Here is a 26,171-nt window from a genome sequence, read left to right on the forward strand (position 1 = left end):
GCTTTAACTTAATAATATTCACGCGCCATTGGGTTTGCAGACCAAACACGTTGTACATGCACAGTAACTTCTTCACGGTCATGGTAAAGCTGTTTCGCTTGGATCAGAACATTGATACCATTCTCTTTCAGCTGAGCTTTCATTTTTTCCAGAATATGCGCCACTTCTTCATAGCGTTTTTTCATCGGCAGCTTCAAGTTAAAAATGGTCTCGCGGCACCAGCCTTCTTGCAGCCACTGAGTCATTAATGCAGCAACCTTGGCTGGTTTTTCCACCATATCACACACTAGCCACGTGATATTTTGAGAGGTTGGCTTAAATTTAAAACCATCTTCACGGTGATGGCGAACTTGCCCTGTATTCATCAGGCTTTCCGCCATTGGACCATTATCTACCGCTTCCACCATCATGCTGCGTTTGACGAGCTGGTAAGTCCATCCTCCCGGGCATGCGCCTAAATCCACTGCTTTCATACCACTCGCTAAACGCTCATCCCACTCTTCATAAGGAATAAACACATGGAAAGCCTCTTCCAGCTTTAACGTCGAACGGCTTGGTGCATCCGATGGGAACTTCAAGCGCGGAATACCCATATAGAAATTCGAACTATTATTCGAATATGAATAACCGGTATAGCAGCATCCCGGTGCAATAAAGAACACATGGACGACTGGGCGCTTAAAGTTCTCCTGCGCCAACAAAACTTTCTCTTGGCGTAACGCATTACGCAGAGGTACCGTAAATTTACGGCAGAATTTCATTAATTCTTTTGATTCATTGGTATCCGCAACTTCAACACGCAGATCCCCCGCTCTCTCAACCTGCTGGCTAAGCGCGTTCACAATCGGTGTGACTCTATCTTCTGGCGGTAAATCTTTTAATAAATCACCCACTACAAACATTTGGCGAGCAAAAATCAATTCACGAAATGGAAGCGTGCGCGCAAGGATGTCTGCATCCTCAGATTGATAACATTCGAAAATAACATAACCGCTATTTTCTTTAACGCGGGCAAAACCGTAAATTTCGCGTTGCCCTGCTTTATCTGTAATTTCTGCAGCGCACTCTTTTTCAAAGCCCGGGCGGCAATATAATGCAATTTTATTACTCATTGCGTGACGCCGATTTCCTTAGACGCATAGCGCCAATAACAACTAAAAGCCAGCCAACGAGGAAGCAAACGCCACCTATTGGCGTAAAATAAGAGAAGTATTTTACCTGCAATAAGGCCATACAATAAAGGCTACCGCTAAAAAGAAGTATGCCTACGGAGAAAAACACGCCCGCCCAATAGAACCACAAAATGACTTTACGCAGTAATACCGCACCCAGCACCATTAATGCAACGGTATGAAACATTTGATAACGTAGCCCTGTTTCAATCCAAGCCATTTGATGAGCGCTCATAATTGGAGAAAGTGCATGAGAGCCAATGGCGCCAAATGCAACAATAAAAAATCCACTAATCCCTGCAAAAATTAACATCAAACGACTATTCACAATAGCACCTTCGTTTTAACTGTTTGATTATTGTATATGCGTCAAATCTTGGTCATTGGTAATAAAGCCAAGCTTTTCTTGCTCACTGGCTGCTTGAGCAAGGATCCATTGACGAAATGCCGCTATTTTCCCTAAATCGGCCTGACTCTCTTGGCAGACCAGATAGAATGCATTTTTACTGACTAATACTTCGCTAAACGGACACACCAATCTGCCAGCATCAATCTCATTCTTTGCCATCACATTATTGGTTAATGCCACCCCTTGCCCATGAACTGCCGCTTGGATCACCATAGCGCTATGGCTAAAAATAGGTCCTTGCTGCACATTCACAATATTTTGCAAATCTAATTGCTTAACATAAGCTTGCCAATCACGGCGAGAAGAATCATGAAGCAACGTATGCTTCGCTAAATCTTCTGGGTTCTTCAGTTGATTCCCTCCGGTCATTAACGAAGGTGAACACACTGGCATTAAATATTCGGCGTAGAGTCTGTCTGTTCTTAAGCCAGTCCAGTTTCCTCTGCCATAAAAAATGGCAACATCCACATCATCCGCTAGTTTATCTTCTTCCCGATCAACGGCTTGAATACGCACATCAATACCTGGGAAAGCTTGGTTAAATCCAGAAAGCCGAGGAACCAACCATTGTATCGCGAAACTTGGCGATAAGCTTACAGTTAGTGCGCCTTTTGCACTTCTGGCTTGAAGCTTTCTCGTCGCTTCATTTAAAGACGAGAAAATTTCTTTAATATCAAGGTAATAACTTTGCCCCTCTTCCGTCAGCAGCAATGAACGATTTCGACGGCGAAATAGCTTTAATCCGAGGAAATCTTCTAAGCTTTTTATTTGATGACTGACAGCTGCCTGTGTCACAAATAATTCATCTGCCGCTTTAGTAAAACTTAAATGACGGGCGGCGGCATCAAACACTCTCAGAGCATTTAAAGGCGGTAATCTTTTAGACATAATCTCTTCGACTCAGCTTCGTTATACGCATTAGTTTTTCTCATCCGAAGCATTATAAATTGTCCCTTGAGGATACGCCAGTAAATACCTATAGTATGCGCACTTCCTAAGCCGGAACGAAAAGTTGCAGAGTTTAGTTACTTTGAAACTTTTGGCTTTGTGGTTGTGATGTTGTGTTTGCAAGTTGTCTGGTTAATCCAGGCTTTGTAGCGATTGCTACTGTTTTTTTCACTTCCTGTACATTTACCCTGTCTGTCCATAGTGATTTTTATAGTGCACCGCCTAAGCGCGGTGCTTTTTTTATTTTGGGCGCCATAAAACCCATTATGAAAGATAAAAAAACATTATCCCATCGGATTTCGAGTAAAAAAGCCCAAAAAACACATCTTAAATTAAATTTAACCATTAGATTAAAAAGCAAACCCTTCATCGATTTAGTACGTTAACTTTTTTCAGGCGCGCAATTATTCAAAAATTTGCGCAAAAATCTTCCTGTTAAGTGTAACAAATTATTTCTAATAATCGATAACTGAATTACATTTTTTATCTCCATCTACTTATTCGCTGTTTTCCGTTATTATCATAATCAACGCATATTCATAACCACAGCCACATTCACCCGTTGGATAGCTAACATCAAAGAATCAGCATAATGGATAACTTTAACGCCCTTCAATTTCGTCAGCAATTTCCAGCCATCGGCTCTGATATTGTTTTCCTTGATAGCGCCGCCACAGCCCTAAAACCCTTGGATATGATCAACGCCTCTGATGATTACTATCGCTTTTCTGGCAGTTCGGTCTATCGAGGGCAATCCCCTGAAGCATTAAAAATTACGCGATTGTACGAGCAAGGCCGCGTATTCACGGCAAAATTGATCCAAGCACCAGACGAAAAATCCATTATCTGGACACGTGGCACTACTGAATCTGTTAACTTGATTGCACAGAGTTATTTCCGTGAAAAACTCCAAGCAGGTGATGAAATTATTGTCAGTGAGACTGAGCATCACTCAAACTTGCTACCTTGGCTGATGTTGGCACAACAGACAGGCGCAAAGATTGTTAAATGGGAGGTGACTCCTGACTTAACCTTAGATCTCAATATGCTGCAATCACTCTTGAACACCAAAAGCAAAATTGTTGCAGTAACACAAATGTCTAACGTAACGGGCTACCAACCAGACATTAACGCGATAACCACACTTGCCCATCAATTTGGTGCAAAAGTCGTTGTTGATGGCGCTCAGGGCGTTGTACACCATCCCCTTAACGTCATGGAAACCAATGTAGATTTCTACGCTTTTTCAGCGCACAAATTATATGGGCCTACAGGTTTAGGTATCTGCTATGGAAAACCCGAGCATTTAGCCAATATGAGCCCATGGCATGGCGGCGGTAAAATGTTGAATCATGTTGATTTTTCAGGCTTCACCCTCGCCCCAATCCCTCAGCGATTTGAAGCTGGAACACCGAATATCGCGGGTGTAATAGCCTTTTCAGCTGTGCTTGAGTGGCTTTCAACGCAAAACTTAACGCAAGCAGAAGCCTATACTTGTGCTCTGATAGACTATGCCTATGAGCAGCTTTCTCAGCTCGAAGGCGCGATTTTCTATCGAACTCAAAATTCACCGCTTTTATCTTTCAATTTCCACAATATTCACCATAGTGATTTAGGGCTTTTCTTGACCGAACAGAAAATTGCATTACGCTATGGACAACATTGTGCTCAACCATTGATGGATTCACTCAATATTAGCGGCTGTTTACGCATCTCAGCCATGCCATATAACAACAAGCAAGATATTGATAAATTTATTGATTCAGTGAAATTTGCACTTTCGATTTTAAATGATTAAAAGGTAATCTAATGACTTTGTCTCGACATGAACTGGCTTCTCATCCATTTGGCACAGAAATTGTCACTCACGAAATCGTTGAACAGTTTTCCAAACAAAAAGCGTGGGAAGATAAATATCGCTTACTCATTCAGCTCGCGAAAAAACTACCCTCTCTCACAGAAGAAGAAAAGCAGCAGACTCAGGAAGTTCAAGGGTGTGAAAACCGTGTATGGATTGGCGCTATTCTCAATGATGATGATACATTCCATTTTTATGGGGATAGCGAAGGTCGTGTAGTGAAAGGGTTATTTGCTATTTTGCTCGCCTGCGTTGAACAGAAAAATGCACAGCAAATTTTAGAGACTGATTTTGAAGATATTTTTAGTCAAACTGGTCTAACAGGGCAACTCAGTGAATCCCGCCAAAATGGGATCCACGCACTAATTACAGCAATCAAAAACATTGCGGGTGAAATGACCCCAGCAGAATGATTATCCCATTGAGGCTACATCGTAGCCTCAATTCTACTGTTTAGCTTCTCTTTGTGCCTTTGCAACCATCTTTTTCAACGCATGGGACACCGCAATAAAGCCAAAACTGGCTGTTACCATCGTGACCGCACCAAATCCTGATGCACAATCCATACGTTTTGAACCATCTGCTGTGCTTTTTGCCGCGCATACCGTTCCATCACTTTGTGGATAGACCAACTGCTCCGTCGAAAACACACAATCGATTCCCAATTTACCTTTGCCATTTTTCACGACATTAAAGTCTGATTTCAAACGTTCGCGTAATTTCGCTGCCAAAGGATCTTGAACTGTCTTTGCTAAATCCGCGACTTGAATTTGGGTCGGATCGATTTGACCACCTGCGCCCCCCGTCGTCACGACAGGAATTTTAAAACGTCGGCAATACGCCAGCAGCGCGGCTTTTGGTCTTACACTATCAATCGCATCAATAACGTAATCAAATCCCAAAGAGAGGTATTCAGCCACATTATCCACCGTAATGAAATCATCGATAACATTCACGGTACACTCAGGGTTGATTGCCAAAATGCGCTCTTTCATCACATCAACTTTAGGTAGCCCCACTGTTGATTTCAATGCATGAAGTTGGCGATTCGTATTTGTCACGCAGATATCATCCATATCTATCAAGGTGATAGCGCCAATTCCTGAACGCGCTAATGCTTCAGCAGCCCATACGCCGACGCCGCCCACGCCAATAACACACACATGTGAACGTGCAAAAAGATGAAGGGCTTGTTGCCCATATAAACGCCCGATTCCAGCGAATCGCTGCATCCACGCATCAGAAAGCTGAGCTAGCATAATCACAAACAACCTTAGTTAAAACGAAAACTTAATAAACAGTAAATAGGGCTACATCGCACTAAAAACAGGTTGGCTTTTTTTCAGAACCCACACTCGACCATAGTGGTTATAAAAACCGGCCATTTTCCCTGCATCGTGCCCTGTTCCATGATAAATATCGAAATGGTGCCCTTTAATTGCGCCGCCCACATCGAGGGCTACCATCATACGCATTTCGTATCTACCCGTAAATTTCCCATTTCCATCTAACACAGGAACTTCGGCTAGCAATGCGGTTCCCGGTGGGATCAAGGTTTTATCCGATGCTACTGATGCTTTTGCCACTAATGGCACTGCACTTGCACCCCTTACAGGGACGAAAGATTGCGGTTTAAAGAAAACAAACGATGGATTACTTTCAAGTAATTCACGCACTTCTTGTTCACTGTGCGTGTTTGTCCAGTCGTGAATAGCCTGTAGGGACATTTTCTCTAAAGGCACTTCGCCTCTATCAACCAGCACCTTACCAATACTTTTATATGCATGACCATTTTTGCCTGCATAAGCGAAGAAATTCAGTGGGCTACCATCGCCAAAGTCCACGTAACCACTGCCTTGCACTTCCATCATAAAATTGTCGACAGGAGAATCGCTGTAAGCCAGGATCAGATTGTTACTGAGCGCGCCATTATATATTTGTGCACGGCTAGGTAAGCGCCCCTTGCTTTTTGACGGCATACCATACAATGGATGGCGGTAATTACCTTGCGGCGAGCGTCGAGCCTCAATCACAGGCGTGTAGTACCCCGTGAATTGGACGTTTCCGTAATTGTCCATCCCTTCCATTTGGAAAGCCGACAAATTGAAACGCGATAATTGAGCAGGATCGCCCCCTGCCATTAACCAGTTTTCTATTGCGTGGTAAGTTTCATTATTGTTGTTGAATAAGCGTGGTGATGCATTTTGAATTTCCGTCACTTGGCGATTAAAATCCGGCGCATTTATTGGTCGTCCTTGCACGTTAACTTGATTAACTTGTTGCAAGTCACTGTGCAATTTACCGTCTTTATATTGTTGCCCTTTATCTGTTGGATGAGATTGACACCCTGCCAATAAAGAAAAGAAGACGCCCGCGATTAACCCTTTCTGCCATGAATTCATCTTTATACCACCTAACACATATCCAATATGAAGCGCACAATAGCAAACCCAAATTGAGAATGAAACGGGTATAAATATTTAGTGGGGTTATTTTTGGGTTAGAAACCTTTAAAGAACAAAAAAACTACATTTTGTGCGATTTTTAAACGCCACTTGATGAAAAATGAAAAAAAAACACGAAAAAACTTGCATCAGATCTCATCCCGAGTATAGTGCCCGCTATCGGACGCGGGGTGGAGCAGCATGGTAGCTCGTCGGGCTCATAACCCGAAGGTCGTTGGTTCAAATCCAGCCCCCGCAACCAATTTCTTGATTTAGTCAAACTTGATTCAGTCAAAGTAAGTTCAGCAGTAAAATCAAAGTAGTATCCCAAAGTAGTGAAATATTCAGGCGCGGGATGGAGCAGCATGGTAGCTCGTCGGGCTCATAACCCGAAGGTCGTTGGTTCAAATCCAGCTCCCGCAACCAATTCCTGATATATTTAACCTCTTCAGTCGCGGGGTGGAGCAGCTTGGTAGCTCGTCGGGCTCATAACCCGAAGGTCGTTGGTTCAAATCCAGCCCCCGCAACCAATTCTTTTTTCTCTTCTTATTTATTCTTTTCTTTGTCTTTCTTAGTCATATCAAAACCCAAACAGATTTTTAATCACTTAATTTCTTGTTTTCACCCAATAAAAAAGGCGACTCACATTACTGTTTGCCACCTTCTTCGACACCAAAAATATCACGATTAATTACGGATAGCTAACTCGCCCCCATTACGGAAATAAGCTTTGATCCCTTCAAAAATCGACTCAGCCATTTGCTGTTGGAACTTAGCGGTTTTGAGTTTACGCTCTTCTTCTAAGTTACTGATAAAGGCTGTTTCCACCAAAATAGATGGAATTTCGGGGGCTTTTAATACCGCGAAGCCAGCTTGGTCCACTTTGTTTTTGTGTAGCCGGTTAACGCGCCCCATACGTTTTAAAACTTCATCCCCAAACTTTAAGCTGTCATTGATCGTTGCAGTTTGCACCAGATCTAACATGGTATGGTCGAGATACGCATCGCCGCTTTTACTCACCCCACCAATTAAGTCAGCTTCGTTCTGCGTTTGAGCGAGGTAACGCGCCGTGTTACTGGTTGCCCCTTTCGTGGAGAGTGCGAAGACCGATGAACCATTCGCTGAACGGTTGGTAAAGGCATCCGCATGAATAGAAACAAACAAATCAGCCTGCATTTTTCTCGCTTTCGCCACGCGGACTTTTAATGGAATAAAGACATCCTCATTACGCGTCATATATGCCCGCATTTTCGGATCTTTATCAATCAGCGTTTTCAAGCGACGGGCGATTTGTAAAACCACATCTTTTTCACGGGTCTTATACTTACCAATCGCACCGGGGTCTTCCCCACCGTGCCCTGGGTCAATCATAATAACAATCGGCCTATCGGTACCCGCTTTCCCTGGTTTTTTCGCCTGTACCGGCATGCTCTCTTCTAAATCACCTTTGTTGTAATCTTCAAGGAGCGCCAATAATGGGTCGTCGTTGGTTTCAACACCTTTACCCGGATAGAAATCCATAACTAAACGGTGTTTAAATTCAGCGACTGGCGGTAGGGTAAAGAATCGAGGAGATACTTTGTTTTTAACTTCAAAAACCAAACGTACCGTTTTAGGATCAAACTGCCCGACTCTCACTAATTTTAAGTAAGGGTCTCGAGACTGAATTTGGCTTCCCATATTCTTAAGAACGTTATTTAATTGAACGCCCTCTAAATCAACAACAATACGCTCAGGATTGTTTAAAACAAACTGGCGATACTTTAAAGGAATGCTGGATTCTAGAGTAATACGGGTATAACTCGAGGCTGGCCAAATACGAACAGCAACAACGCTACTACTGGCAGCAAAACCGAATGGGCTGACACTTAATAGCATAACTGCCGCCGCACCTTGCAATAGGCGACGTTTTGATGGGCTGTGATCTTGATGACTCATCAATAATTCCGAATCTATATCCTGAAAAGTTTAATAATATCTAAGACAAGAGATAATATATTAGCGACTAATTCGCACTCTATCTAGTTCTTCATCCTTTGTCATTACCAATCTATTCTATTTATATCCCAGCACGCATCTATTCAATGCAATATAAACGCCATACTTGCGTAATTTAAATAGTTAATGATGCTCAATTGCCGAATAACATTTATTGGCAATAATCTGATATGCAGATTGCATTGTTGTGATTATATCCATTTATATTTAGAGATATGTAAACCTTAAAAATAAATTTGTTACTTTTATTGTCCTAACTTTTACTTGATATTTCCCGCCAAAAAGAATAAAAATACAGTTATTGCGAATAAAAATTCAGTTAAGAGGGTGATTATGAAAGAGCGCAGCACCGAGTTGGTTGATGAATTTCGCCATTCGGTACCTTATATAAATGCCCACCGTGGCAAGACATTTATCATCATGCTTGGCGGTGAAGCAATTGCGCATGAAAATTTTCCTAGCATTGTCAATGATATAGGGCTACTTCATAGCCTTGGCATTCGTATTGTCGTTGTTTATGGCGCTCGACCTCAAATCGAAGACATCCTTGCTGAGCATAATTATGACGCCATTTATCATAAACATACCCGTGTCACTGATGCGAATACCCTTGAATATGTTAAGCAAGCTTCTGGAGCATTGCAGCTTGATATTACGGCTCGTTTATCAATGAGTTTAGGCAATACGCCATTACAAGGAGCACACATTAACGTTGTGAGTGGTAATTTTGTGATTGCACAGCCTTTAGGTGTCGATGATGGAATTGATTATTGCCATAGCGGTCGTATCCGTCGCATCAACGAAGATGCTATCAATGCTCAACTCGATAATGGATCTATCGTGTTAATTGGCCCTGTGGCAGTTTCTGTAACCGGTGAAAGCTTTAACCTCACCTCGGAAGAGATTGCAACTCAGCTTGCCGTTAAAATCAAAGCCGAAAAACTGATTGGTTTCTGCTCATCTCAAGGGGTGGCTGATAAGGACGGTAATATTCTGTCTGAGCTATTCCCAAATGAGGCAGAAACACGGATACAAGAATTAGAATCTGAAGGAGATTATTACTCTGGAACAGTTCGCTTCTTGCGTGGCGCAGCTTCTGCCTGCCGCCGAGGTGTACGCCGTAGCCACCTACTTAGCTATCAAGAAAATGGTTCGTTGATCCAAGAACTCTTCTCCCGTGATGGTATCGGTACGCAGATAGTCATGGAAAGCTCAGAAAAGACTCGCCGTGCGAATATCAATGACATTGGTGGGATTTTAGAGCTAATCAGACCTCTTGAGCAGCAAGGTATTCTGGTTAGACGCTCACGGGAACAACTCGAAATGGAAATCGATAAGTTCACGATTATTGAGCGCGATAATTTGGTGATCGCCTGCGCTGCACTTTACCCATATCCCGAAGAAAAACTTGGGGAGATGGCTTGCGTGGCAGTACACCCTGATTATCGTAGCTCTTCTCGGGGCGAAGAGCTGCTACAACGCGTTATGACGCAAGCTAAGCAACTAGAGCTGGATAAACTGTTTGTCTTAACCACAAGGAGCATTCATTGGTTCCAAGAACGTGGTTTTATTCCTGCAGAAATTGAGATGCTTCCAGTCAAAAAGCAGGCACTTTATAACTATCAGCGTAAATCAAAAATTTTAATGCTGGATATTAAAAGCCAAGCCGCTTGAAATCTCACAGAAAGTTGGCAAACAAAGTAGTTCGCCATACTCTCTAACTCGCGTCCATAAACCCAGATATTCAAGTAATACTCTGGGTTTTTCTTTAATGTGACCTAATATTAAGTTAAGCGATTTGCACGACTCGGCATTTTTCGCACAGTGGATTTTGCTCTAACAGTGGACGTAAAATCGCTTCCATTTCAGCAAAAGAGGTACCGTAAAAATAGAATGCGGTTTCTGTTGGACCATCCCAAACACCATGGATCCCACCGATATCTTCGACCGCTTCATCAAGCTGATCAAAAAGATCGTTAATATCATTATTTTCATAGACTTCATCAGCTAAATCTGTGCCATTGAAATAAATCGCCAGCCCTTCATCCGCACCAAAGTCGATTTGAACGTCTTCACCATGAATAGTTAAGCGAGAGCCTTTAGGGGCTAACATCGCCGAAAACATTTGAATAATCAGGCTGATGTTTTCATCACTTGCATCACTTAGTGCCAATTCAATATCACACTCAGCAACTTCGCCATTTTCACCTAATTGGGTGCCACCACCACTGACTTGGATTTGCCCCTCTTTGCCTAATTTCTCCATGGCTTGATCAAATGCATCTTCCAAATCTGCACGGCGAGCAGGATCAATTTTGGCATTCAATGTTACTGTCACGGCGGTCATTTGTTGCTGATTTTCCATATTGGTACCTTAAATGTCTGGGAATTAATTTAACTGCTCAAACTGTAGCGCTAAGCCACTACGGCGTTTAGTGGGGGTTTCTATCGCACGACGTAACACTTTTTTACTGCCATACAATGAAAGTTCGTTCTTAGCTCGTGTCATCGCGGTATAGACGAGCTCTCGGGTAATCACCGGCGAATATACATAAGGTAAAACCAAGGCGGTATGAGCAAACTCTGAACCTTGAGATTTATGTACTGTCATCACGTAAGCCGTTTCATGTGCTGGCAGTCGATTTGGTTGGATCCCACGAATAGTGCCATCAGGAAATTGGAAGTAGGCTCTCATCTGGCGCTCTTCATCTAACAGGATAATACCAATATCACCATTAAAGAGACCTAGTGCACTATCATTGCGGCTGATCATAATCGGTCTTCCAACATAGTGCTTATGCTTCAAGTTATATGGTTTTGTAATTAACCCTTGGCGATGAAGTAATTTTTCAAGTTTGTCATTTAGACCTGAAACCCCGTAAGCTCCTTCCCTTAATGCGGCAAGTAGACGGTATTGATTAAATTTATGTAAGACATCAGCAGGTTTTTCCTTCGCTTTAACGGCTAATAAATAGTGCTGATAAAACCCGACCGCATCTAGTAACATATTGGCGTAACTTTCACTCATTTTGGCTTCGGCATCGCTTTCATTATCTGGCATGGCACTAGGGATATAGTTATGAATATCCGTGAAATTCTGAGCAAGAATATCATCCACCCGCTTCACATTTCCGGTATTGACGGCGAAAGCTAGCTGACCAATTCCTGAATCGGCAGAGAAACGATAACTGTGTCTTAATAGACATAAGCTATCACGGATAGCAGGCCCTTTATTTGAGGTGAATTCACTTAATGAGCATCCAGCCAATCGCTCCAGCTGAGCTGCTCGTTCAGGACTATAGCCTTTATTCGCGAAACGGCAGATATCCCCTAAAACAGCCCCCGCTTCAACAGAAGCGAGCTGATCTTTATCGCCTAAAAATATCAGTTTGGCAGAGTCAGGCAGTGCTTCAATAAGCTTGCCCATCATCGGCAAATCCACCATTGAAGCTTCATCAACAATTAAGATATCAAGTGCAAGCGGGTTATCTCGATGATAACGAAACTGCTGGCTTTCAGGTTGAGCACCCAATAGTCGATGTAATGTTTTGGCTTGAGAGGGGAGTAATTCACGCTCATCGTCATTTAACGGTAGTTGTTTCATCGCATACCCTAATGACTCGGTTAAACGGGCGGCTGCTTTACCTGTTGGAGCGGCTAATTCAATACGTAAGCGATGTTGCTGCTGATGGCCTAACTTAATCAGCGCCGCTAAAATTTTCGCTACGGTTGTTGTTTTACCTGTTCCTGGCCCCCCTGAAATGACTGAAACTCGACTCGTTAACGCAACAGCGGCGGCAATTTTCTGCCAATCTATCTGCGTTGACTCAGGGAATAACGTCGTTAAAATCAGCTGAATTTCAGTATTATCAACATCAGATAATTCAGTCTCTGAAAAGAAGTGAGCTACGCACTGCTCGTATTGCCACATACGCTGGAAATAAAGAAAATCACCTGATAGCAGCAATGGGCCAACAGACTCACCTCCGACTTCACACACAGATTCGCTCGATAATAACGCCACTCTGATAGAGGCTTGATTTGGCTCCCCAATCATGTGCCACAATTGCGCTGTAAATTCAGGGTGTCTTCCCATAAATAACACGTCAGGACGAATATCATCCAGTGCTAAACAGACATGCCCAGACATGGTTTCTGCGCTAAGCAGCGCAGCCACTAACAATAAAATCGGGTTATCTTCATTTGCAACGTTATAAGCGAATTGCACATCAAGAGGTGTGAATATACGAGCTTCAATAGCTTGATTAAACAACGCTTTCATCATTGTGGCTCCTTAGATTGAGCATCATGAAATAGCGCATCAAACTCACTGATAAATTCAATTGTTGGTCGATAGAAAAAGACACCATTTTGAGAATCTATGCGTTCCGTACCACGTAAAAAAAGATAATAAACGCCACCAAAATGAGTTTCATAATCGTAATTTGGCATCCTCTGTTGTAAAAAACGGTGTAATGCCAGCGAATAGAGCTGATATTGCAGATCATATCGATGGTCAATCATTGCTTCAGCCATCGCCTCTTGAGTGTAATAAGAGGCGTCTTCGCCTAAATAGTTAGACTTATAATCCAATAAGTAAAACCGCCCTTTCCAACAGAAGGTTAAGTCTATAAAGCCTTTTAAAATACCTTGTACCTGCTCAAAATTAAGCGGAGGACAATGTTTTGACAGAGGATCATACTTGTGAGTAACGCGATCAACATCTTTTGCATTGAGCAAGCTATCAATCGGTAAATAGAACTGCATTTCATCCAATCTATCTTGAGCTGGAATAGCCGACAAACAGAGCCCATCATCGGCTAACGGTACATTCAAAATGGCATTCAACCAGCCTTGTAACATAGGAACCCATTGAGTATCAAAGCCTGCTACTTGCAGTTTTTCTTCTAGCCATTCGGAAGAAATGTCACCTGAAAAATCAATTTCTTCCATTAAGCTATGTAAAAATGTACCGGGTGCAGCGCCTTTAGGAAACTGGTGGGGGGTCAGTTGATTTTCTTGTATTTCTTGTACCTCGACATCATGACTAACTTCAATATCCATCTTAGGGGCTAATGAGTTAGCAAATTGCTCGGCCGATAAGGTTTGATCTTCTTCTCCATGGGATGCGCTATAACTCAAACCCGAATAGCTTGTTACACGCCAGCTATCATCAAAGTGTCGAGAAATCACCCTCGCTGATAACTCATCGCTGGTCTCTTTGGTTAAATTCAGCCTTACCATTTCAGGGGAGTTTATCAGTTGCACATCAATCACATCATTACTGAGTGCATCGAGCATGCTGCTGAGCAAAACACTGTCACCTTCTTGCCCTTTTTGCAGCAAATATCCCAGCGCGGATAGGTGCAAATCTGTATTACCTGCTTTTTTACGGTTACCTTTGATAAGCGGCGCGACTCCGACACTACAGTGATAAATAGCGCGAGTGAGTGCCACATACAATAAACGTAAATCCTCGGCTAAGCGCTCTTCGTCCGCTAATTCGACATACTCTTCGGTATCATCAAGATCGAGTTTCGCTATGTAATCATCACGGTCGTGAAACAGACCTTTTGATTGAGGTAGGAAGTTACTGGCAAACGGTAACCAAACAATTTTATATTCCAACCCCTTGGATTTATGAATGGTGCTGATTTGTACTAAATGCCTATCACTTTCAAGACGCATTTGTTGTGCATCTGATTGATGGTCAGGATGGGCAATCTGCTGCGCTAACCAACGGGTTAGTGTGTGCTCACCTTCAAGCTGGAGAGACATCTCTTGCAGTAATTCCCCAATATGCATGAGATCCATCAAACGGCGTTCACCTTCAGAACCCGATAGCAAGGTTTCAGCAATATGTCTTTGAGACATAATCCCACGTAACATGGGAAGAACACCGCGTTTACGCCAAATTACAGCATAGTGAGCAAACTCATCAACGACATTTTCCCAGGCTTTTTCATCGTAATTTAGGCTATCAATATCTTCTGCCGTTAAACCCAATAATCCCGTCGCTAAGGCACTGCGCAATACCCGTTCTTTTTCTGGTGTTAATACGGCCAATAATAGCCAGAGAATTTCTTTAGCTTCTTGGGTCGCAAATACACTTTCTCGATTTGATTGGAACACCGATGGGATATTAAGTTGATTTAGTGCATCACGGATCAATATCGCCTCACGACGGCTGCGAACTAATACGGTAATATCCGAGGCTTCTACAGGAATTTGCTGCTGTTTGTTTTCAAAGTAGGTTGAACCTTGCAGACCACCAGCAAGATATTGTCCTATTTGCGCCGCACATTGCTGTGCCAGGGCTTGTTCATATTCCGAAACAGAGACCGCTTCAGCATGCTGCTGCCAGAAAGTAAGCGCTTTCACTTCTTTCCCATCATGGATAAGTTTTTTGTGGCTATTATGAGCCGCAAAATTAACGCTTTGAAATGGAATTTGTTCAAAAATAAATGGGTTTTCAGCGTGATGGAAAACCTGATTTACAGCTTCAACCATACGCTGAGATGAGCGATAGTTTGTTTCCAACGTATAGTGAGCACTAACTTGCTTTTTCGCCGCAATATACGTGAAGATATCCGCACCACGGAATGCATAAATGGCTTGTTTCGGGTCTCCAATAAACAGCAATGCAGTGTTATCAGTTTCCCGATAAATACGCTGAAAAATACGATATTGCTGCGGGTCAGTATCTTGAAACTCATCAATCATCGCAACAGGGAAACGCCTAGCAATTGCTTCGGCAAGTAATGCTCCACCATCTTGATGCAGCGCTCTATCTAGACGAGTCAGTAGATCATCAAAACCTAACTCACCGCGTGTTTGCTTCTCATGAGCAATAGTCTGGCGTACTTCACTAATCGCTTGAGGAATAATCAAATCTTTAATCGTCAGCGCTTGGGCAAGCAACTCATCAACTAACCTAAAGACTACATGAGAAGGCCCTGAACCGCTTTTGGATTTTTCATCTAATCGAGATTGCGCAAAACGCTCTAAGATATCTTTTGGCAGTTGATAATCATCGGTGCTTTTCTCTGCCCATTCGGTTATTTTTTCTAACCATGTAGGTAAATAACGTGTGCTGTAGCTGCGTTTATCTACATCTGAATCAGAAATTAGCTTTTCAAAATCAGCGACATTTTTTGTCCATAAATCTTTTAAATTCTGAATTAAACCAATCAAACGTTGATGACGTTCTTCAAGAGTTTCAGGTAATTCCGGCTGATTGATAATAACGGGAATATCCCCTTGCAAGAACGGCTTAATCTCGTTCAAGAGTGCTTCAGGTCCATTCCACTCAGCATGAACCACTTTGGTCATCGAATAATCCAGAGGATAAAAATGACGACGCCAAAAATCCGCACATGCTTGTTTCTGGATAGGAAACTCATCTTGGATCATCGTTTGTTCAAACAAAATGCCTGATTCAAACGCATTGTGCGCTAACATTCGTTGGCAAAAACCATGAATGGTGTAAATAGCGGCTTCATCCATTTGGCGCTCAGCGGCTAATAGCCAATTCGCCGCAAAAGCGCGTTGCTCTTCACTCGGTAACTCCGTTAATAGTGTGAGATATTCTGGTTCCGATTCGAATCCCAAGCCATTACGTAAACACGCCAAACGCATCTTATGGATGCGCTCACGAATACGCCCGCGTAATTCATTGGTCGCCGCCTCAGTAAAGGTCACAACCAGAATCTCTTCAACACTTAAAGGTCGAGGGAATGCATTTTCATTCCCTAAACCTAATAATAGACGCAGATAGAGGATCCCTATCGTATAGGTTTTACCTGTACCAGCCGATGCCTCAATTAACCGCTGTCCACGTAACGGGAGTTTATAGGCATCTAACAATTGGGAACTCATCTGCACCTTATTCACTCAACATTTTCCTTGATAGGTAACATTTTCTGAAGATCTGAAGCTTGTGGGTACAATACCCAGTTTTTCAGTTTTGCATACCCTGATGTCTCATCAACACCCTGACCAATAACTTGAGATGCCATCGCTAAACCTTGGTGTTTTAAAACCGCATTTTCATAATATGCAATCACTTCAGCTTGAGTGGCAGTCTCTAATCTCGATAACACTTTATCTCGGGAGTCAAAACTGAAAATATTACGAGAAAAATCGGAACCATAGCGCCCAACCTCTTCATAGAATGTTTGTGGCGGCTGTTTCATTTCCGTAATAATCGATTGTTTATATTGTTCAAATTCAGCAGAAGGTAATTTTTTCAGCTTATCCAAAGTGACTTTATAGAAATCTTGATAGCGAGTATTGAGATAATCTGGTGTTTTGGCATTACTTTGCAGCAAGAAGCCAATACCCCACTGATCACCAAGCCCCACCTTGAAAGCAAATACGGCATAACCTAGTTGCTCATTGGTCCGTAATTGGTCGTAAAACCATGGCTGAACAATTTTAGATAAAATACCAGACAGAACCGCACCATCGATACGGTCATAACCATCAGGAATAAATAACTCGGCCAATGCGTTATCGCTGCTATTACCTTGCTTATGGAAATCGGCTAGATAGGTTTTATTCACCACAACGATGTCACCACTCCACCAATTTTTACCTTTGCTCTTTAACAGCTTACTGACATCTTGGATAGTTTGAACACTTTGCTGCTGAGTAATGTTACCCACAACTAATGCTTGTAAGGCGGCACCTTCAACGACGGAATTACGGTAGTCCGTAATATCTTTCAAAGTGATCGTGTCTAAAGCAGCTAACCGTTGCTCCTGTTCAAAATACGGAACACTGTTAAGGCGCTGCAATGGCTGCATGGCTAGCTCGTATGCTTTCGCATTGTTTGCCACTTCGATTTGTTCTTTGTACCAAGATTTTGCCTGAATCAACTCTCTTTCTGTTGGCTCAAAACTTAAATACACCTTGGTCATGGATAAAAATAGCTCCGATAAATGCTGAGTATAGCCGCTCGCATTTAACTGTAATCCAACCCCTTGAGAGACAGAGACCGACATCCCAGCAACGGAGGCTTGATACTGTAATTCATCCATTTTTAACGATGAAATATATTGCAGTAAAGAACCTACCACTTGAGATTTTGCTGTTTCATCTTGATCGTTATAACGCAGGTCTAACGTAATACTTGCCTTCGGCTCATCAGCAAAATACTGACTTGGCATATACAGCACACGTATATTCCCTTCCTGATAAATTATTTCAGGATGTTTATACGCTTTATCCGTTTTAATCAGGGATAAGTTATCGGGAATATAAGGGTTTAATTTTGGTAATTTAAAAGTCATTTTTGACTCTAAACCAGCCCATTCCGTGAACTGCTTTTCACTGATTTTATCAACTTGATAAGGCGCATCGACAAAGTAAGCTTTTTTATTACTCGGTTCGTTCGGGCTAATAAACCAAATACGTGCATTTTGCGCAGTCAGTTCAGAAAGTCTCTGTTTTATCGCCGTAGGATTATATTTGTCTGCAACATAATCAGAATCTAGAACGTGATTAACAGGCATAGTGATCATTTGGTCAGAAAGCCATTCGATATAGTTCATGTCTCTGACAATAGAGCCATAACGAAATGATAAATTAAGCACTTTCGCTATTTCATCAAAATAATCTTGGTTAACCCCTTGGTTTTTAATCAAATCAATATAAGCAAAAATAGCCGCGATAACTTGATCTCGTTCCGCTAACCCTTTATCCGTTAATGTGACATAGATAGAGAATGAACCATAATTACGATCTGCATTTGGCGAGGCAGATGCGCTGATACCTTCTGCTAATCCTTGGGAAATAAGCCAATCAGATAACGTTCCCGGACTACGATTTCCAATTAAGTAGCCGATGTATTCATCACTCTTGCTACGAAAATCGGCCATATTGTTTTTGATACTAAATTCGATTTGCAATGCTTTTTGTGGCTGAGAGGGAACATAGTGGATCACAATCCCCTTTTCTTTATCCGTCACTGCGGGGATCGTAACCTCTGGTACTGAAGCATTAAAATTAGGAATACGGCCAAAGGTTTCATTGGCAATTTTCGCTAATTGTTCAATAGATTGGTCGCCATACAACACGCCATTCATCAAGTTTGCTGAGTAATAACGTTTGTAGAAACTCACTAACTCATCTTGGAGCTTGCTATTGGGCTTGTCCTTCAACGTTTCCAGATTTCCACCTGCAAAGCGAGAGTTTGGATGGGCAGGATTTAGCGTTTCGGAACGAATTTGCCAAATACGCATACCATCACGCGCACGAGCCATGGTGAGTTCAGCATTGACAGCATTACGTTCTTTATCTGCATTCACGGGGTCAAGTAACGGCTCAGCGAGTGCATCCGCTAGTCTATCCGTAGCAGCCTCAAGAGCTCCATTTTCAACTTCAAAATAGTAGGCGGTACGATGTGGTGCAGTGCTAGCATTATGGCTTCCGCCGTGTTTTTGTAAAAACTCAGAGAAGCTACTTGGCTCAGGGTATTTTTTAGAGCCCATTAACACCATGTGTTCTAAGTAGTGAGCGAGCCCTAACTGACTGTTCGGGTTTTCAATACTCCCGACGGGTAATGAAACTGCCGCTAACGATTTAGTCGCTTTAGGATCTGAAACCAGTAAAACCGTCATATCGTTGTTGAGTTTGATTGCTTTATATTCTCGCGGATCACTGACGCTTTTATTAATAGTCTCTGGCATAACTTGCCAAAGCGGCTGCGCAGCAATAGCACTACCTATAAATAGTAGTGATAACAAGAATAAATGAGCGATATGTTTCGATAATCGTAACATTCTTAGATGCTCTCCCTTATTTTAAGTACTCTGCCATCGGCAGTAAGAAGCGCCGAGTATTACTCAGCAGCGATTCAATCAACGAACTATTTATGCTTCTGCAAGCTCTCAATACATAATCATCTTCCATTTCACCCACTTTCATTTGGCTTCCTTGTAGGCTTTGCAGTAGCGCGGATAACGCCTTTTGCTGCACATCTTCTGACGTAAAGTCATATTCCTTTGTTTTTTTATCAAAACACGCCGAAATCCAATTCCAACCACTCTGATTTAACAGTATTAGTGGCGTATTCATTCCTTCACAATACCCTTCAATAAGCGTATTCAAGTGTACTTTTGCACGCTCTGAGGATATGGCAGAAAAATGCCAAACACTGTTTTCTCGCCCTAATGCGATGCTTTCACCTTCACGAATAAAAGCATTAAAAAACAAATGTTCTATCCATAATTGCACGCCATCATTAGCAGTAAGATAAGCAGGTCGATAACGCAATATTCCTGACTCGTGAACATTTCGCAATAAGCCTGTAATTTTGATCTCATGTATTTCACACTCAATCGGATAATCGACACGTCTATCGCCGTACTCTTTCACTTTTTCAGCTAATGGAGCAATATCATTTAATTGTTTCTCCCAAAATAGCTGACCAAATTGTTTTGCAGGTAATTGTCCCGAGGCTCTTAGTGCATGATAAAGAGGATTTGGATCTTCATCTTTGACTAACAAATCTAACACTTGGTCATTAATTTTATAGCGTTGCAATCCACCTAATACGAAAGGCTCTTCTTCTGGAAGTTCAGTCTCTTCAATCGAGAAATGAACCTTCAAACGCTGCTGGAAAAACCCACGGATAGGGTGACGGTAAAAACGTAAAATTTGTTCTAACGATAACTCTGTAATAGGTTCACGTTGTTTTAATATTGACGTAAACGACTTAGCCGCTTGCTCTGCACTTTTTGCAGCGGGCAACCATTCTTGCGCGAAGCTTTGATAAAGAGAGCCAGAGGCAAAATTCTCTTTCGCAAATGGCACTCGATTATGTTCAATAATCAAATGCTGTTTTAGCCGCTGTGCACTTTCATCGATATTCAACGATTGGTCGCCATCTAAGCAGAAACTCTGACAGATATACTCCAATAATTCAGTGACTAATACCGATGGATTGCACTCTTGATTATCTCGAATAGAACGTCCGATATAGCTAATATAAAGCCGTTTTGTCGCTGAATTTAATGCTTCTAAGAATAGGTATCTGTCATCATCACGACGCTTTCTATCGCCTCGCTGGACTTTTTCTGCCATTAAATCGAAACCGAGTGGTGGCACATTACGTGGGTATGCACCATCGTTCATACCCAGTAAACAAACCACTTTAAATGGTACAGAACGCATTGGCATTAACGTACAAAAATTGACTGCACCGGCGAGGAAACGCTGGCTAATTTTTTCATCATCAAAACAAACCGATAACTCGTCGCGAATTAAACGTAATGGAATGGCTTCTTGGTAGTTGGCGGTCAACGCATTTTCAATAATTTTATGCCACTGTGTCGTGAGTAATGCTAAGACAACTTCAGTTTCACTATCGACTTTAAAGCAGCTATCGATTAACTGCTGGCAGATTTCTTTCCACTCATCGAGCATGCGTTCTTGCTCTAAGTGTGTTCGCCATTCTCTAAGTGTATCAACGAGTAATGCTAATTTCCCAGCCAGCTGAGCTGCGAGACCACTACATTCATCGTATGGCAGCACACCATTCCATGGACCATTACGGCTATCCATCGCATAGCCAAGCAACATTCGGCTTAAACCAAATTGCCATGTATTTTGCCCAATAACCGGTAGCGATAGTGCTTTGACATTATCATCATCCAGCCCCCAGCGAATTCCGGATTCATTGACCCATCTCCTTAACAAACTCAGTTCACTCTCATCAATATCGAAACGAGCAGCAAACGCTGAAACCTCTAATAGCGTCAGTACTTGCTCCGTTGAAAATCGGCTTTGAGGTAAATCCAATAACATAATAAATGCTTGTAAGATTGGGTGTGCTTGGAGCGCTTTTCTGTCCGAAATGGAGAATGGAATATAGTGTGATGAGCTGGTGTTACCGAACACCGCCTGAATATATGGCGCATAACTGTCGATGTCAGCAACCATGACAATCACATCGCGGGGCGTTAATGTAGGATCTTCTTCAAATAGGGCCAATAAACGATCCTGTAAAACTTCAACTTCACGCTGAGCACTATGGCATGAATGAAATGTCACGGATTGATCACACTGAGGAAGTGAGCGCTTCTGCGAGCTACTTTCATACTCATCTAAAGTCACGCCTAGCTGAGCGTGATTTTCAAGGTCGAGAATATCTTGCTGCAAATTTTCGAGAAGGTTATTTCGCCCATTATCAACAAAGGCCGACACTTCATTGGCGGCCTCTATTTGGGAAATAAAAAATAAATTATCGCGCCCAAGCTTGCCCCACGATGCTAACAGTGGGTTTGCTAAATTCTGCTCACCTTCCGCGTTGAATAAATTGGCTGCATGCTCATCAATTTTAAAGCGGGAAATTTCGTGCTTATCCAAATAGTGGCGCAATTTCCGTTGTTGTAATCGCGCTAAAAAGGCACTGCTTTGAATATCTCCCCAGTAATAACGGCACGGGTTGGTAAACATTAAGTGGATATCTGAGTGTTCAGCAATCGCGTTGAGTGCTTGCAAATACACTGGTGGTAAGGATGAAATACCGCAAATAAATAAGCGTGACGGTAAATTTTTAGCTAACTCTGGTGATGCTTTTAGCTTATCAATAAAACTCTGATACAAGTTTGCTCGATGCCAAGGCGATTGACCAAGCTGCTCTGTATATTCCACCAAACATAACCATAATCTTTTTTGCCACAATTGATTTTCACTGAGCCCGTCAATCAATTCATTACGTTGCCACAGCGCAATCCATTCAGGTCTATAGACCAAATATTGGTCAAATAAATCGGCAATACGCCCTGATAGTTGATGTAATTTACGCTTGTCTGAATCGTCTTGTAGATAGTGACGTAGAGGCTCAAATTCAGTTTCATTAATAACATTTGGCAAAATCGTCATTAACTTCCACGTCATCGCTTGTTTAGTATAGGCGCTCTCTTTGGGGATATCGGGAAGCACTCGACGGAACATATCCCAGATAAACGTAGCGGGTAATGGGTAGTTAATATTGGCGGCTATTCCGAAACGCTTAGCAAGCTCTATCTGTAGCCATTGGGACATACCTGGGCTTTGTACTAATACAATTTCTTGCTCAAAAGGATGAGTGAGAGGGTCATTCTCCATTAAGTGTGCAATTAGCTCTTTGAGCAGATCTAATTGGTTAGAATGATAAACCTGAAACATGACTCTCTCCTTTTGCGCACTGCCAGCGACTTATCGAATACAGTTTCCCGCCCACGAACAAGGACACCTTAGATTCACTACAGCCCCCAAGGCTTACAGAATGCACGATTTTTATCTGTTCTCTCTGGGGCTGATACCCTATTTCCAATGGAATTTTATCATTAAAAGAGCGTTTGCCTTCTAATGTTCCATGTAGAGATCGAATTGCCTGTGAACCTTGATATATTTGATTAAAATTCAAAGCGATATATTGGCTGTAGTTTAGCAGAGCTATCAGCAAGATAGCAAAAATAACCACCGCAATCATCGACTCTACCAGTGCAAATCCTTGCTGTGAATTCTTCATTGGCAAAATCCTTTAATTGCCACTGGGCAGTAATCTATCCAGCCATTTTCACGGGCTTGTAGACGCCCTTCATTCCATATTGGTACAACCCATCGATATATCGTTAGCGATTGATTTTTCGAAAATTCCCCCTTACCCGATAAAATGAATTGATTATTTTTATAATGCTTAAGACAGCTAACCCACCCATGATTTGTTTCTCTCTGACACACCCAAGGACTCACCTTTTCAGCTTTCAATTTCCAATGTTGAGCAAGCCCCCATGACAATGCTGATTCTGCTAAATTAAATGATTGGTAATATTTTTCTTCGCGGATTAATTCATGGCTAGCTCGAGCTTGGTAGTAATGTAATGCCTTTAAGAGTATGAGCCCAACACTCATTAAAACCATTACCATGATTAAGGCAATGTTGCCTTGCTGCGCATTTTTTTCCCTCATGGCACATTCCTTAGCAGTACAGAGGAATGATAATCAAACGTTTTATTAGGCAATAACATGCTTTCCACCGTCATAGATATTCCTAAAATTTTCGTGCTTGGCTGCCACTCAAAAGTCAGCTGATTCACTTTTACCATATTAGGATCAAACAACGACTGCCAGCGGGTACCATCGCAGTTTGTCACATTACGGTTAGACTCGAGCTTATTGTTGTTGAGTCTAAATCCAAAAAAATCAGAATGTAATGAACGGCCTTGTCCTATAACCCATTGCCCAGATAAATCCTGATCATAGGCAAAAATAATGCAAGAATTGGCCTGACGACTTAAGAACTTAGTGCTTATGGTTATTGCCTTTCCTTCACAATGAGGCTTGGAAGGTGACTGGCTGCAATGACCTATTCGACGAAAATCTTTTTCCATATTAATCAACACCTGCCGGACCTCCCTATCCAGTTGATATTGAAAAAAAGCCTGAAATAGTTGCTTAAATAACATAGGGATCGTATTCATCGCTGCAATGCAGACCAAACAGCCAATTAGCATCGCAATCAGTGTTTCTAGCAAAGAAAAACCCTTTTCTGTTTTATGCTTTTTAATGTCATTCAACATTTAGGAACACCTGCCAACGTTTGCTGGCTGCAACTGCGTACCCGACCTGAAGATGAAATAATCACGGATATTTGGTCACTTTCATTACTGAGTTCAATTCGAAAAGGGCTACTTGTTCCTTGCCTACCGTAAAAATGAATTAATTCTCTAGACGCATATTTAAGCTCAATGCTTTCAAATTTATCGCTTTTAAATTGGCTGATTTCTTGCGCAGTCTCTGCATCGATAACAACTAAACGCCACTCTTTTGATGTGAGATTTACCGTCACAATACGGTGCTGATTTAAATAGATGCCTTCCATTAGGTTACTGTAGATAAATTCGGCAGTTTGCCTCGCAGCATCAATAAGCTGTAGCCGCTTCACTTGCTGTTGCCATTGATAAAACGCAGGTAGAGCCACTATTGAGCAAAGAAACAGTACAACCAGAATTTCAATTAAAGTGAATCCCAGCTCATCAACATTGCTTTTTAGCCACTTTACTTTTCCCTGTATCAAACTCGCCTGCTCTGCCATTTCTTTATCCCTGTCACTCGCTCTTTATAAATAAGTTTGGAAGAAAATTTCACATGGCTACAGCCTACATTTTCTCTTCTTCAAAACGCTTCCCAAAAAAAAATGTCACTTTTGCATTTTTCTTAAATGCTTTTGGAAACGGCTTCGCAAAGTTAAGTACCAAGATAAAAAAGTGTTCCCGAAAAATAAGGGAGACAGGTCAGAATAGTTTTCGGGGATAAGGCAAAAATTGGAAATAGCGGAAGTAATAAGGATGAAAGAGAGTAAGCGTTAATCGAGGTGTAAAGGTATGGAGCAGCTTAAAAAATCGAATGAGCCGTAAAGATAATAAAAAACAAAGGCATAAACCGTATTATTTACAGGGTCTATGCGTGTCTATGCCTTTATATCAATCTACCCGCATTAAACCGTAAATGGATATTTTATTGCTTCGTGGCACTGATAACCTTCTAAGATGAAATCATCAGTTGTTACCCACGTTTCAAGATCTTCCAAGGTTTTAATTTCAGGGTTAATCGTCAAGCTTGGAGATGGATATGGTTCACGTTTTAATTGAACATCACGCATTAAAGGCAATTGGTTTTCATAAATATGTGCGTTCACAATTTTATGATAAGCCTTACCGGCTTTGTGACCCGTAATACGCGCCATTAGTGCCAGCAGTACAAAACATTGAACCTGATTAAAATTAAGCCCAAGAGGAACATCACAGCTACGTTGGTATGACGTCAAATGCAGCGTATCGCCAAGTAGTGAAAACGTGTGAGTGTGCATGCAAGGACGTAAGCAGCCCATTTCGAACTCACCAGGGTTATAGAAAGTCACGATTTCGGCGCGGTCATCAATGCCGTTTTTCAGGTTATTAACCACTTTCTTTAATTGGTCAAGATGAGAGCCATCAGGGCGCTGCCATGAGCGACCTTGGACGCCATAAACGCGCCCCATATCATCTTCACCTTTACGATGCGGGTTATCTAACCATGCTTGGTTTTCATTAGCATTGGCATTCCAAGTATTACAACCAATTTCACGGAACTGCGCTGCATTATCATAGCCACGCAAGTACCCTAATAACTCGGCAATAGCGGCTTTATAAAAGCTTTTACGCGTCGTAATTAAAGGGAATTGATTGTTGCCCACATCATATTCGAGGTCGGCATTAATCACGGTTAAACAGCGAACACCAGTACGCTTATTTTCAACCCATTGACCTTCATCGATAATACGTTGGCATAACTCAAGATACGGCTTCATA

19 protein-coding genes and 3 tRNA genes are annotated in these 26,171 nt (G+C 42.0%); 6 read left to right on the forward strand and 16 right to left on the reverse strand.

Annotated elements, in window-relative coordinates; translation table 11 throughout:
* Positions 1 to 8: 8 nt before the first annotated feature.
* From rlmM to ACIH2S_RS15500, 3 genes are read right to left on the reverse strand one after another with little or no spacing between them, the layout of a single operon-like run.
* Positions 9 to 1,112, reverse strand: a complete 1,104-nt coding sequence (gene rlmM / locus ACIH2S_RS15490; protein ID WP_132496512.1) for a 23S rRNA (cytidine(2498)-2'-O)-methyltransferase RlmM — start codon at positions 1,110 to 1,112, stop codon at positions 9 to 11.
* Positions 1,105 to 1,500: a DUF423 domain-containing protein gene (locus tag ACIH2S_RS15495; protein ID WP_036956331.1), complete on the reverse strand. Its 396-nt coding sequence runs from the start codon at positions 1,498 to 1,500 to the stop codon at positions 1,105 to 1,107. The genes rlmM and ACIH2S_RS15495 overlap by 8 nt, the downstream gene beginning before the upstream one ends.
* Positions 1,501 to 1,527: 27 nt before the next feature.
* Positions 1,528 to 2,469, reverse strand: coding sequence for a transcriptional regulator GcvA (locus tag ACIH2S_RS15500; protein WP_036956330.1), 942 nt, complete (start codon positions 2,467 to 2,469; stop codon positions 1,528 to 1,530).
* Positions 2,470 to 3,121: 652 nt separating this feature from the next.
* Between ACIH2S_RS15500 and csdA the strand changes: the two genes are divergently transcribed.
* Entirely contained in the window at positions 3,122 to 4,327 is a 1,206-nt protein-coding gene (gene csdA / locus ACIH2S_RS15505) for a cysteine desulfurase CsdA (protein ID WP_430247686.1), read from the forward strand.
* A gap of 11 nt (positions 4,328 to 4,338) precedes the next feature.
* The gene (gene csdE, locus ACIH2S_RS15510) at positions 4,339 to 4,800 is read left to right on the forward strand and encodes a cysteine desulfurase sulfur acceptor subunit CsdE (RefSeq protein WP_430247687.1); all 462 of its coding nucleotides are present in this window, start codon (positions 4,339 to 4,341) and stop codon (positions 4,798 to 4,800) included.
* Positions 4,801 to 4,833: 33 nt separating this feature from the next.
* On the opposite strand, the gene tcdA is transcribed toward csdE, so the two are convergent.
* The gene (tcdA, locus tag ACIH2S_RS15515) at positions 4,834 to 5,646 is read right to left on the reverse strand and encodes a tRNA cyclic N6-threonylcarbamoyladenosine(37) synthase TcdA (RefSeq protein ID WP_430247688.1); all 813 of its coding nucleotides are present in this window, start codon (positions 5,644 to 5,646) and stop codon (positions 4,834 to 4,836) included.
* Positions 5,647 to 5,697: 51 nt separating this feature from the next.
* Positions 5,698 to 6,789, reverse strand: coding sequence for a murein transglycosylase A (mltA, locus tag ACIH2S_RS15520; protein WP_036956326.1), 1,092 nt, complete (start codon positions 6,787 to 6,789; stop codon positions 5,698 to 5,700).
* Between the two features lie 227 nt (positions 6,790 to 7,016).
* Between mltA and ACIH2S_RS15525 the strand changes: the two genes are divergently transcribed.
* From ACIH2S_RS15525 to ACIH2S_RS15535, 3 genes are all read left to right on the forward strand, one after another.
* Positions 7,017 to 7,093 (forward strand) — tRNA-Met (locus ACIH2S_RS15525).
* An 87-nt stretch (positions 7,094 to 7,180) separates the two neighbouring features.
* Positions 7,181 to 7,257, forward strand: a tRNA-Met gene (locus tag ACIH2S_RS15530).
* Positions 7,258 to 7,284: 27 nt separating this feature from the next.
* Positions 7,285 to 7,361, forward strand: a tRNA-Met gene (locus ACIH2S_RS15535).
* 157 nt (positions 7,362 to 7,518) lie between these two features.
* On the opposite strand, the gene amiC is transcribed toward ACIH2S_RS15535, so the two are convergent.
* Positions 7,519 to 8,769, reverse strand: coding sequence for an N-acetylmuramoyl-L-alanine amidase AmiC (gene amiC, locus ACIH2S_RS15540; protein ID WP_036956325.1), 1,251 nt, complete (start codon positions 8,767 to 8,769; stop codon positions 7,519 to 7,521).
* 393 nt (positions 8,770 to 9,162) lie between these two features.
* On the opposite strand from amiC, the gene argA reads away from it, so the two are divergent.
* Positions 9,163 to 10,503, forward strand: coding sequence for an amino-acid N-acetyltransferase (argA, locus tag ACIH2S_RS15545; protein ID WP_036956324.1), 1,341 nt, complete (start codon positions 9,163 to 9,165; stop codon positions 10,501 to 10,503).
* A 115-nt stretch (positions 10,504 to 10,618) separates the two neighbouring features.
* Here the strand turns inward: argA and ACIH2S_RS15550 are convergent, their stop codons facing one another.
* The 10 genes from ACIH2S_RS15550 to ACIH2S_RS15595 all read right to left on the reverse strand — a co-directional run bounded on the left by ACIH2S_RS15550 (position 10,619) and on the right by ACIH2S_RS15595 (position 26,170).
* The gene (locus ACIH2S_RS15550) at positions 10,619 to 11,194 is read right to left on the reverse strand and encodes a hypothetical protein (protein ID WP_036956323.1); all 576 of its coding nucleotides are present in this window, start codon (positions 11,192 to 11,194) and stop codon (positions 10,619 to 10,621) included.
* Positions 11,195 to 11,218: 24 nt separating this feature from the next.
* Positions 11,219 to 13,111 (reverse strand): exodeoxyribonuclease V subunit alpha, encoded by a 1,893-nt coding sequence (gene recD / locus ACIH2S_RS15555; protein ID WP_108478514.1) that lies wholly within the window; start codon positions 13,109 to 13,111, stop codon positions 11,219 to 11,221.
* A complete protein-coding gene (gene recB, locus ACIH2S_RS15560; RefSeq protein WP_430247689.1) occupies positions 13,111 to 16,722 on the reverse strand; it encodes an exodeoxyribonuclease V subunit beta in 3,612 nt (1,203 codons plus the stop codon). The genes recD and recB overlap by 1 nt, the downstream gene beginning before the upstream one ends.
* A complete protein-coding gene (gene ptrA / locus ACIH2S_RS15565) occupies positions 16,719 to 19,613 on the reverse strand; it encodes a pitrilysin (protein ID WP_108478487.1) in 2,895 nt (964 codons plus the stop codon). The genes recB and ptrA overlap by 4 nt, the downstream gene beginning before the upstream one ends.
* Positions 19,614 to 19,629: 16 nt before the next feature.
* Positions 19,630 to 23,004 (reverse strand): exodeoxyribonuclease V subunit gamma, encoded by a 3,375-nt coding sequence (recC, locus tag ACIH2S_RS15570; RefSeq protein ID WP_108478486.1) that lies wholly within the window; start codon positions 23,002 to 23,004, stop codon positions 19,630 to 19,632.
* A complete protein-coding gene (locus ACIH2S_RS15575) occupies positions 22,982 to 23,350 on the reverse strand; it encodes a prepilin-type N-terminal cleavage/methylation domain-containing protein (protein WP_108478485.1) in 369 nt (122 codons plus the stop codon). The genes recC and ACIH2S_RS15575 overlap by 23 nt, the downstream gene beginning before the upstream one ends.
* On the reverse strand, positions 23,347 to 23,790 hold the full coding sequence (locus ACIH2S_RS15580) for a DUF2509 family protein (protein WP_108478484.1): 444 nt from the start codon (positions 23,788 to 23,790) through the stop codon (positions 23,347 to 23,349). The genes ACIH2S_RS15575 and ACIH2S_RS15580 overlap by 4 nt, the downstream gene beginning before the upstream one ends.
* Complete coding sequence (locus ACIH2S_RS15585) at positions 23,787 to 24,401, reverse strand: prepilin peptidase-dependent protein (protein ID WP_108478483.1); 615 nt, start codon at positions 24,399 to 24,401, stop codon at positions 23,787 to 23,789. The genes ACIH2S_RS15580 and ACIH2S_RS15585 overlap by 4 nt, the downstream gene beginning before the upstream one ends.
* Positions 24,395 to 24,916, reverse strand: coding sequence for a prepilin-type N-terminal cleavage/methylation domain-containing protein (locus ACIH2S_RS15590; protein WP_036956315.1), 522 nt, complete (start codon positions 24,914 to 24,916; stop codon positions 24,395 to 24,397). The genes ACIH2S_RS15585 and ACIH2S_RS15590 overlap by 7 nt, the downstream gene beginning before the upstream one ends.
* A 402-nt stretch (positions 24,917 to 25,318) precedes the next feature.
* Positions 25,319 to 26,170, reverse strand: a complete 852-nt coding sequence (locus tag ACIH2S_RS15595; protein WP_036956314.1) for a thymidylate synthase — start codon at positions 26,168 to 26,170, stop codon at positions 25,319 to 25,321.
* Position 26,171: the final 1 nt, after the last annotated feature.

Origin of the sequence: Providencia lanzhouensis (assembly GCF_050469745.1) — a bacterium.
GTDB classification, from domain to species: Bacteria; Pseudomonadota; Gammaproteobacteria; order Enterobacterales; family Enterobacteriaceae; genus Providencia; species Providencia lanzhouensis.

What these genes read in the sequence shown, in the direction of transcription:
- tcdA (WP_430247688.1), bottom strand. Translation starts at nt 5,646, where the DNA reads ATGCTAGCTCAGCTTTCTGATGCGTGGATGCAGCGATTCGCTGGAATC.
- ACIH2S_RS15585 (WP_108478483.1), bottom strand. Translation starts at nt 24,401, where the DNA reads ATGTTGAATGACATTAAAAAGCATAAAACAGAAAAGGGTTTTTCTTTG.
- csdA (WP_430247686.1), top strand. Translation starts at nt 3,122, where the DNA reads ATGGATAACTTTAACGCCCTTCAATTTCGTCAGCAATTTCCAGCCATC.
- argA (WP_036956324.1), top strand. Translation starts at nt 9,163, where the DNA reads ATGAAAGAGCGCAGCACCGAGTTGGTTGATGAATTTCGCCATTCGGTA.
- ptrA (WP_108478487.1), bottom strand. Translation starts at nt 19,613, where the DNA reads ATGTTACGATTATCGAAACATATCGCTCATTTATTCTTGTTATCACTA.
- mltA (WP_036956326.1), bottom strand. Translation starts at nt 6,789, where the DNA reads ATGAATTCATGGCAGAAAGGGTTAATCGCGGGCGTCTTCTTTTCTTTA.
- csdE (WP_430247687.1), top strand. Translation starts at nt 4,339, where the DNA reads ATGACTTTGTCTCGACATGAACTGGCTTCTCATCCATTTGGCACAGAA.
- ACIH2S_RS15550 (WP_036956323.1), bottom strand. Translation starts at nt 11,194, where the DNA reads ATGGAAAATCAGCAACAAATGACCGCCGTGACAGTAACATTGAATGCC.
- ACIH2S_RS15595 (WP_036956314.1), bottom strand. Translation starts at nt 26,170, where the DNA reads ATGAAGCCGTATCTTGAGTTATGCCAACGTATTATCGATGAAGGTCAA.
- recC (WP_108478486.1), bottom strand. Translation starts at nt 23,004, where the DNA reads ATGTTTCAGGTTTATCATTCTAACCAATTAGATCTGCTCAAAGAGCTA.
- rlmM (WP_132496512.1), bottom strand. Translation starts at nt 1,112, where the DNA reads ATGAGTAATAAAATTGCATTATATTGCCGCCCGGGCTTTGAAAAAGAG.
- ACIH2S_RS15580 (WP_108478484.1), bottom strand. Translation starts at nt 23,790, where the DNA reads ATGAGGGAAAAAAATGCGCAGCAAGGCAACATTGCCTTAATCATGGTA.
- ACIH2S_RS15575 (WP_108478485.1), bottom strand. Translation starts at nt 23,350, where the DNA reads ATGAAGAATTCACAGCAAGGATTTGCACTGGTAGAGTCGATGATTGCG.
- amiC (WP_036956325.1), bottom strand. Translation starts at nt 8,769, where the DNA reads ATGAGTCATCAAGATCACAGCCCATCAAAACGTCGCCTATTGCAAGGT.
- ACIH2S_RS15590 (WP_036956315.1), bottom strand. Translation starts at nt 24,916, where the DNA reads ATGGCAGAGCAGGCGAGTTTGATACAGGGAAAAGTAAAGTGGCTAAAA.
- recD (WP_108478514.1), bottom strand. Translation starts at nt 13,111, where the DNA reads ATGAAAGCGTTGTTTAATCAAGCTATTGAAGCTCGTATATTCACACCT.
- ACIH2S_RS15500 (WP_036956330.1), bottom strand. Translation starts at nt 2,469, where the DNA reads ATGTCTAAAAGATTACCGCCTTTAAATGCTCTGAGAGTGTTTGATGCC.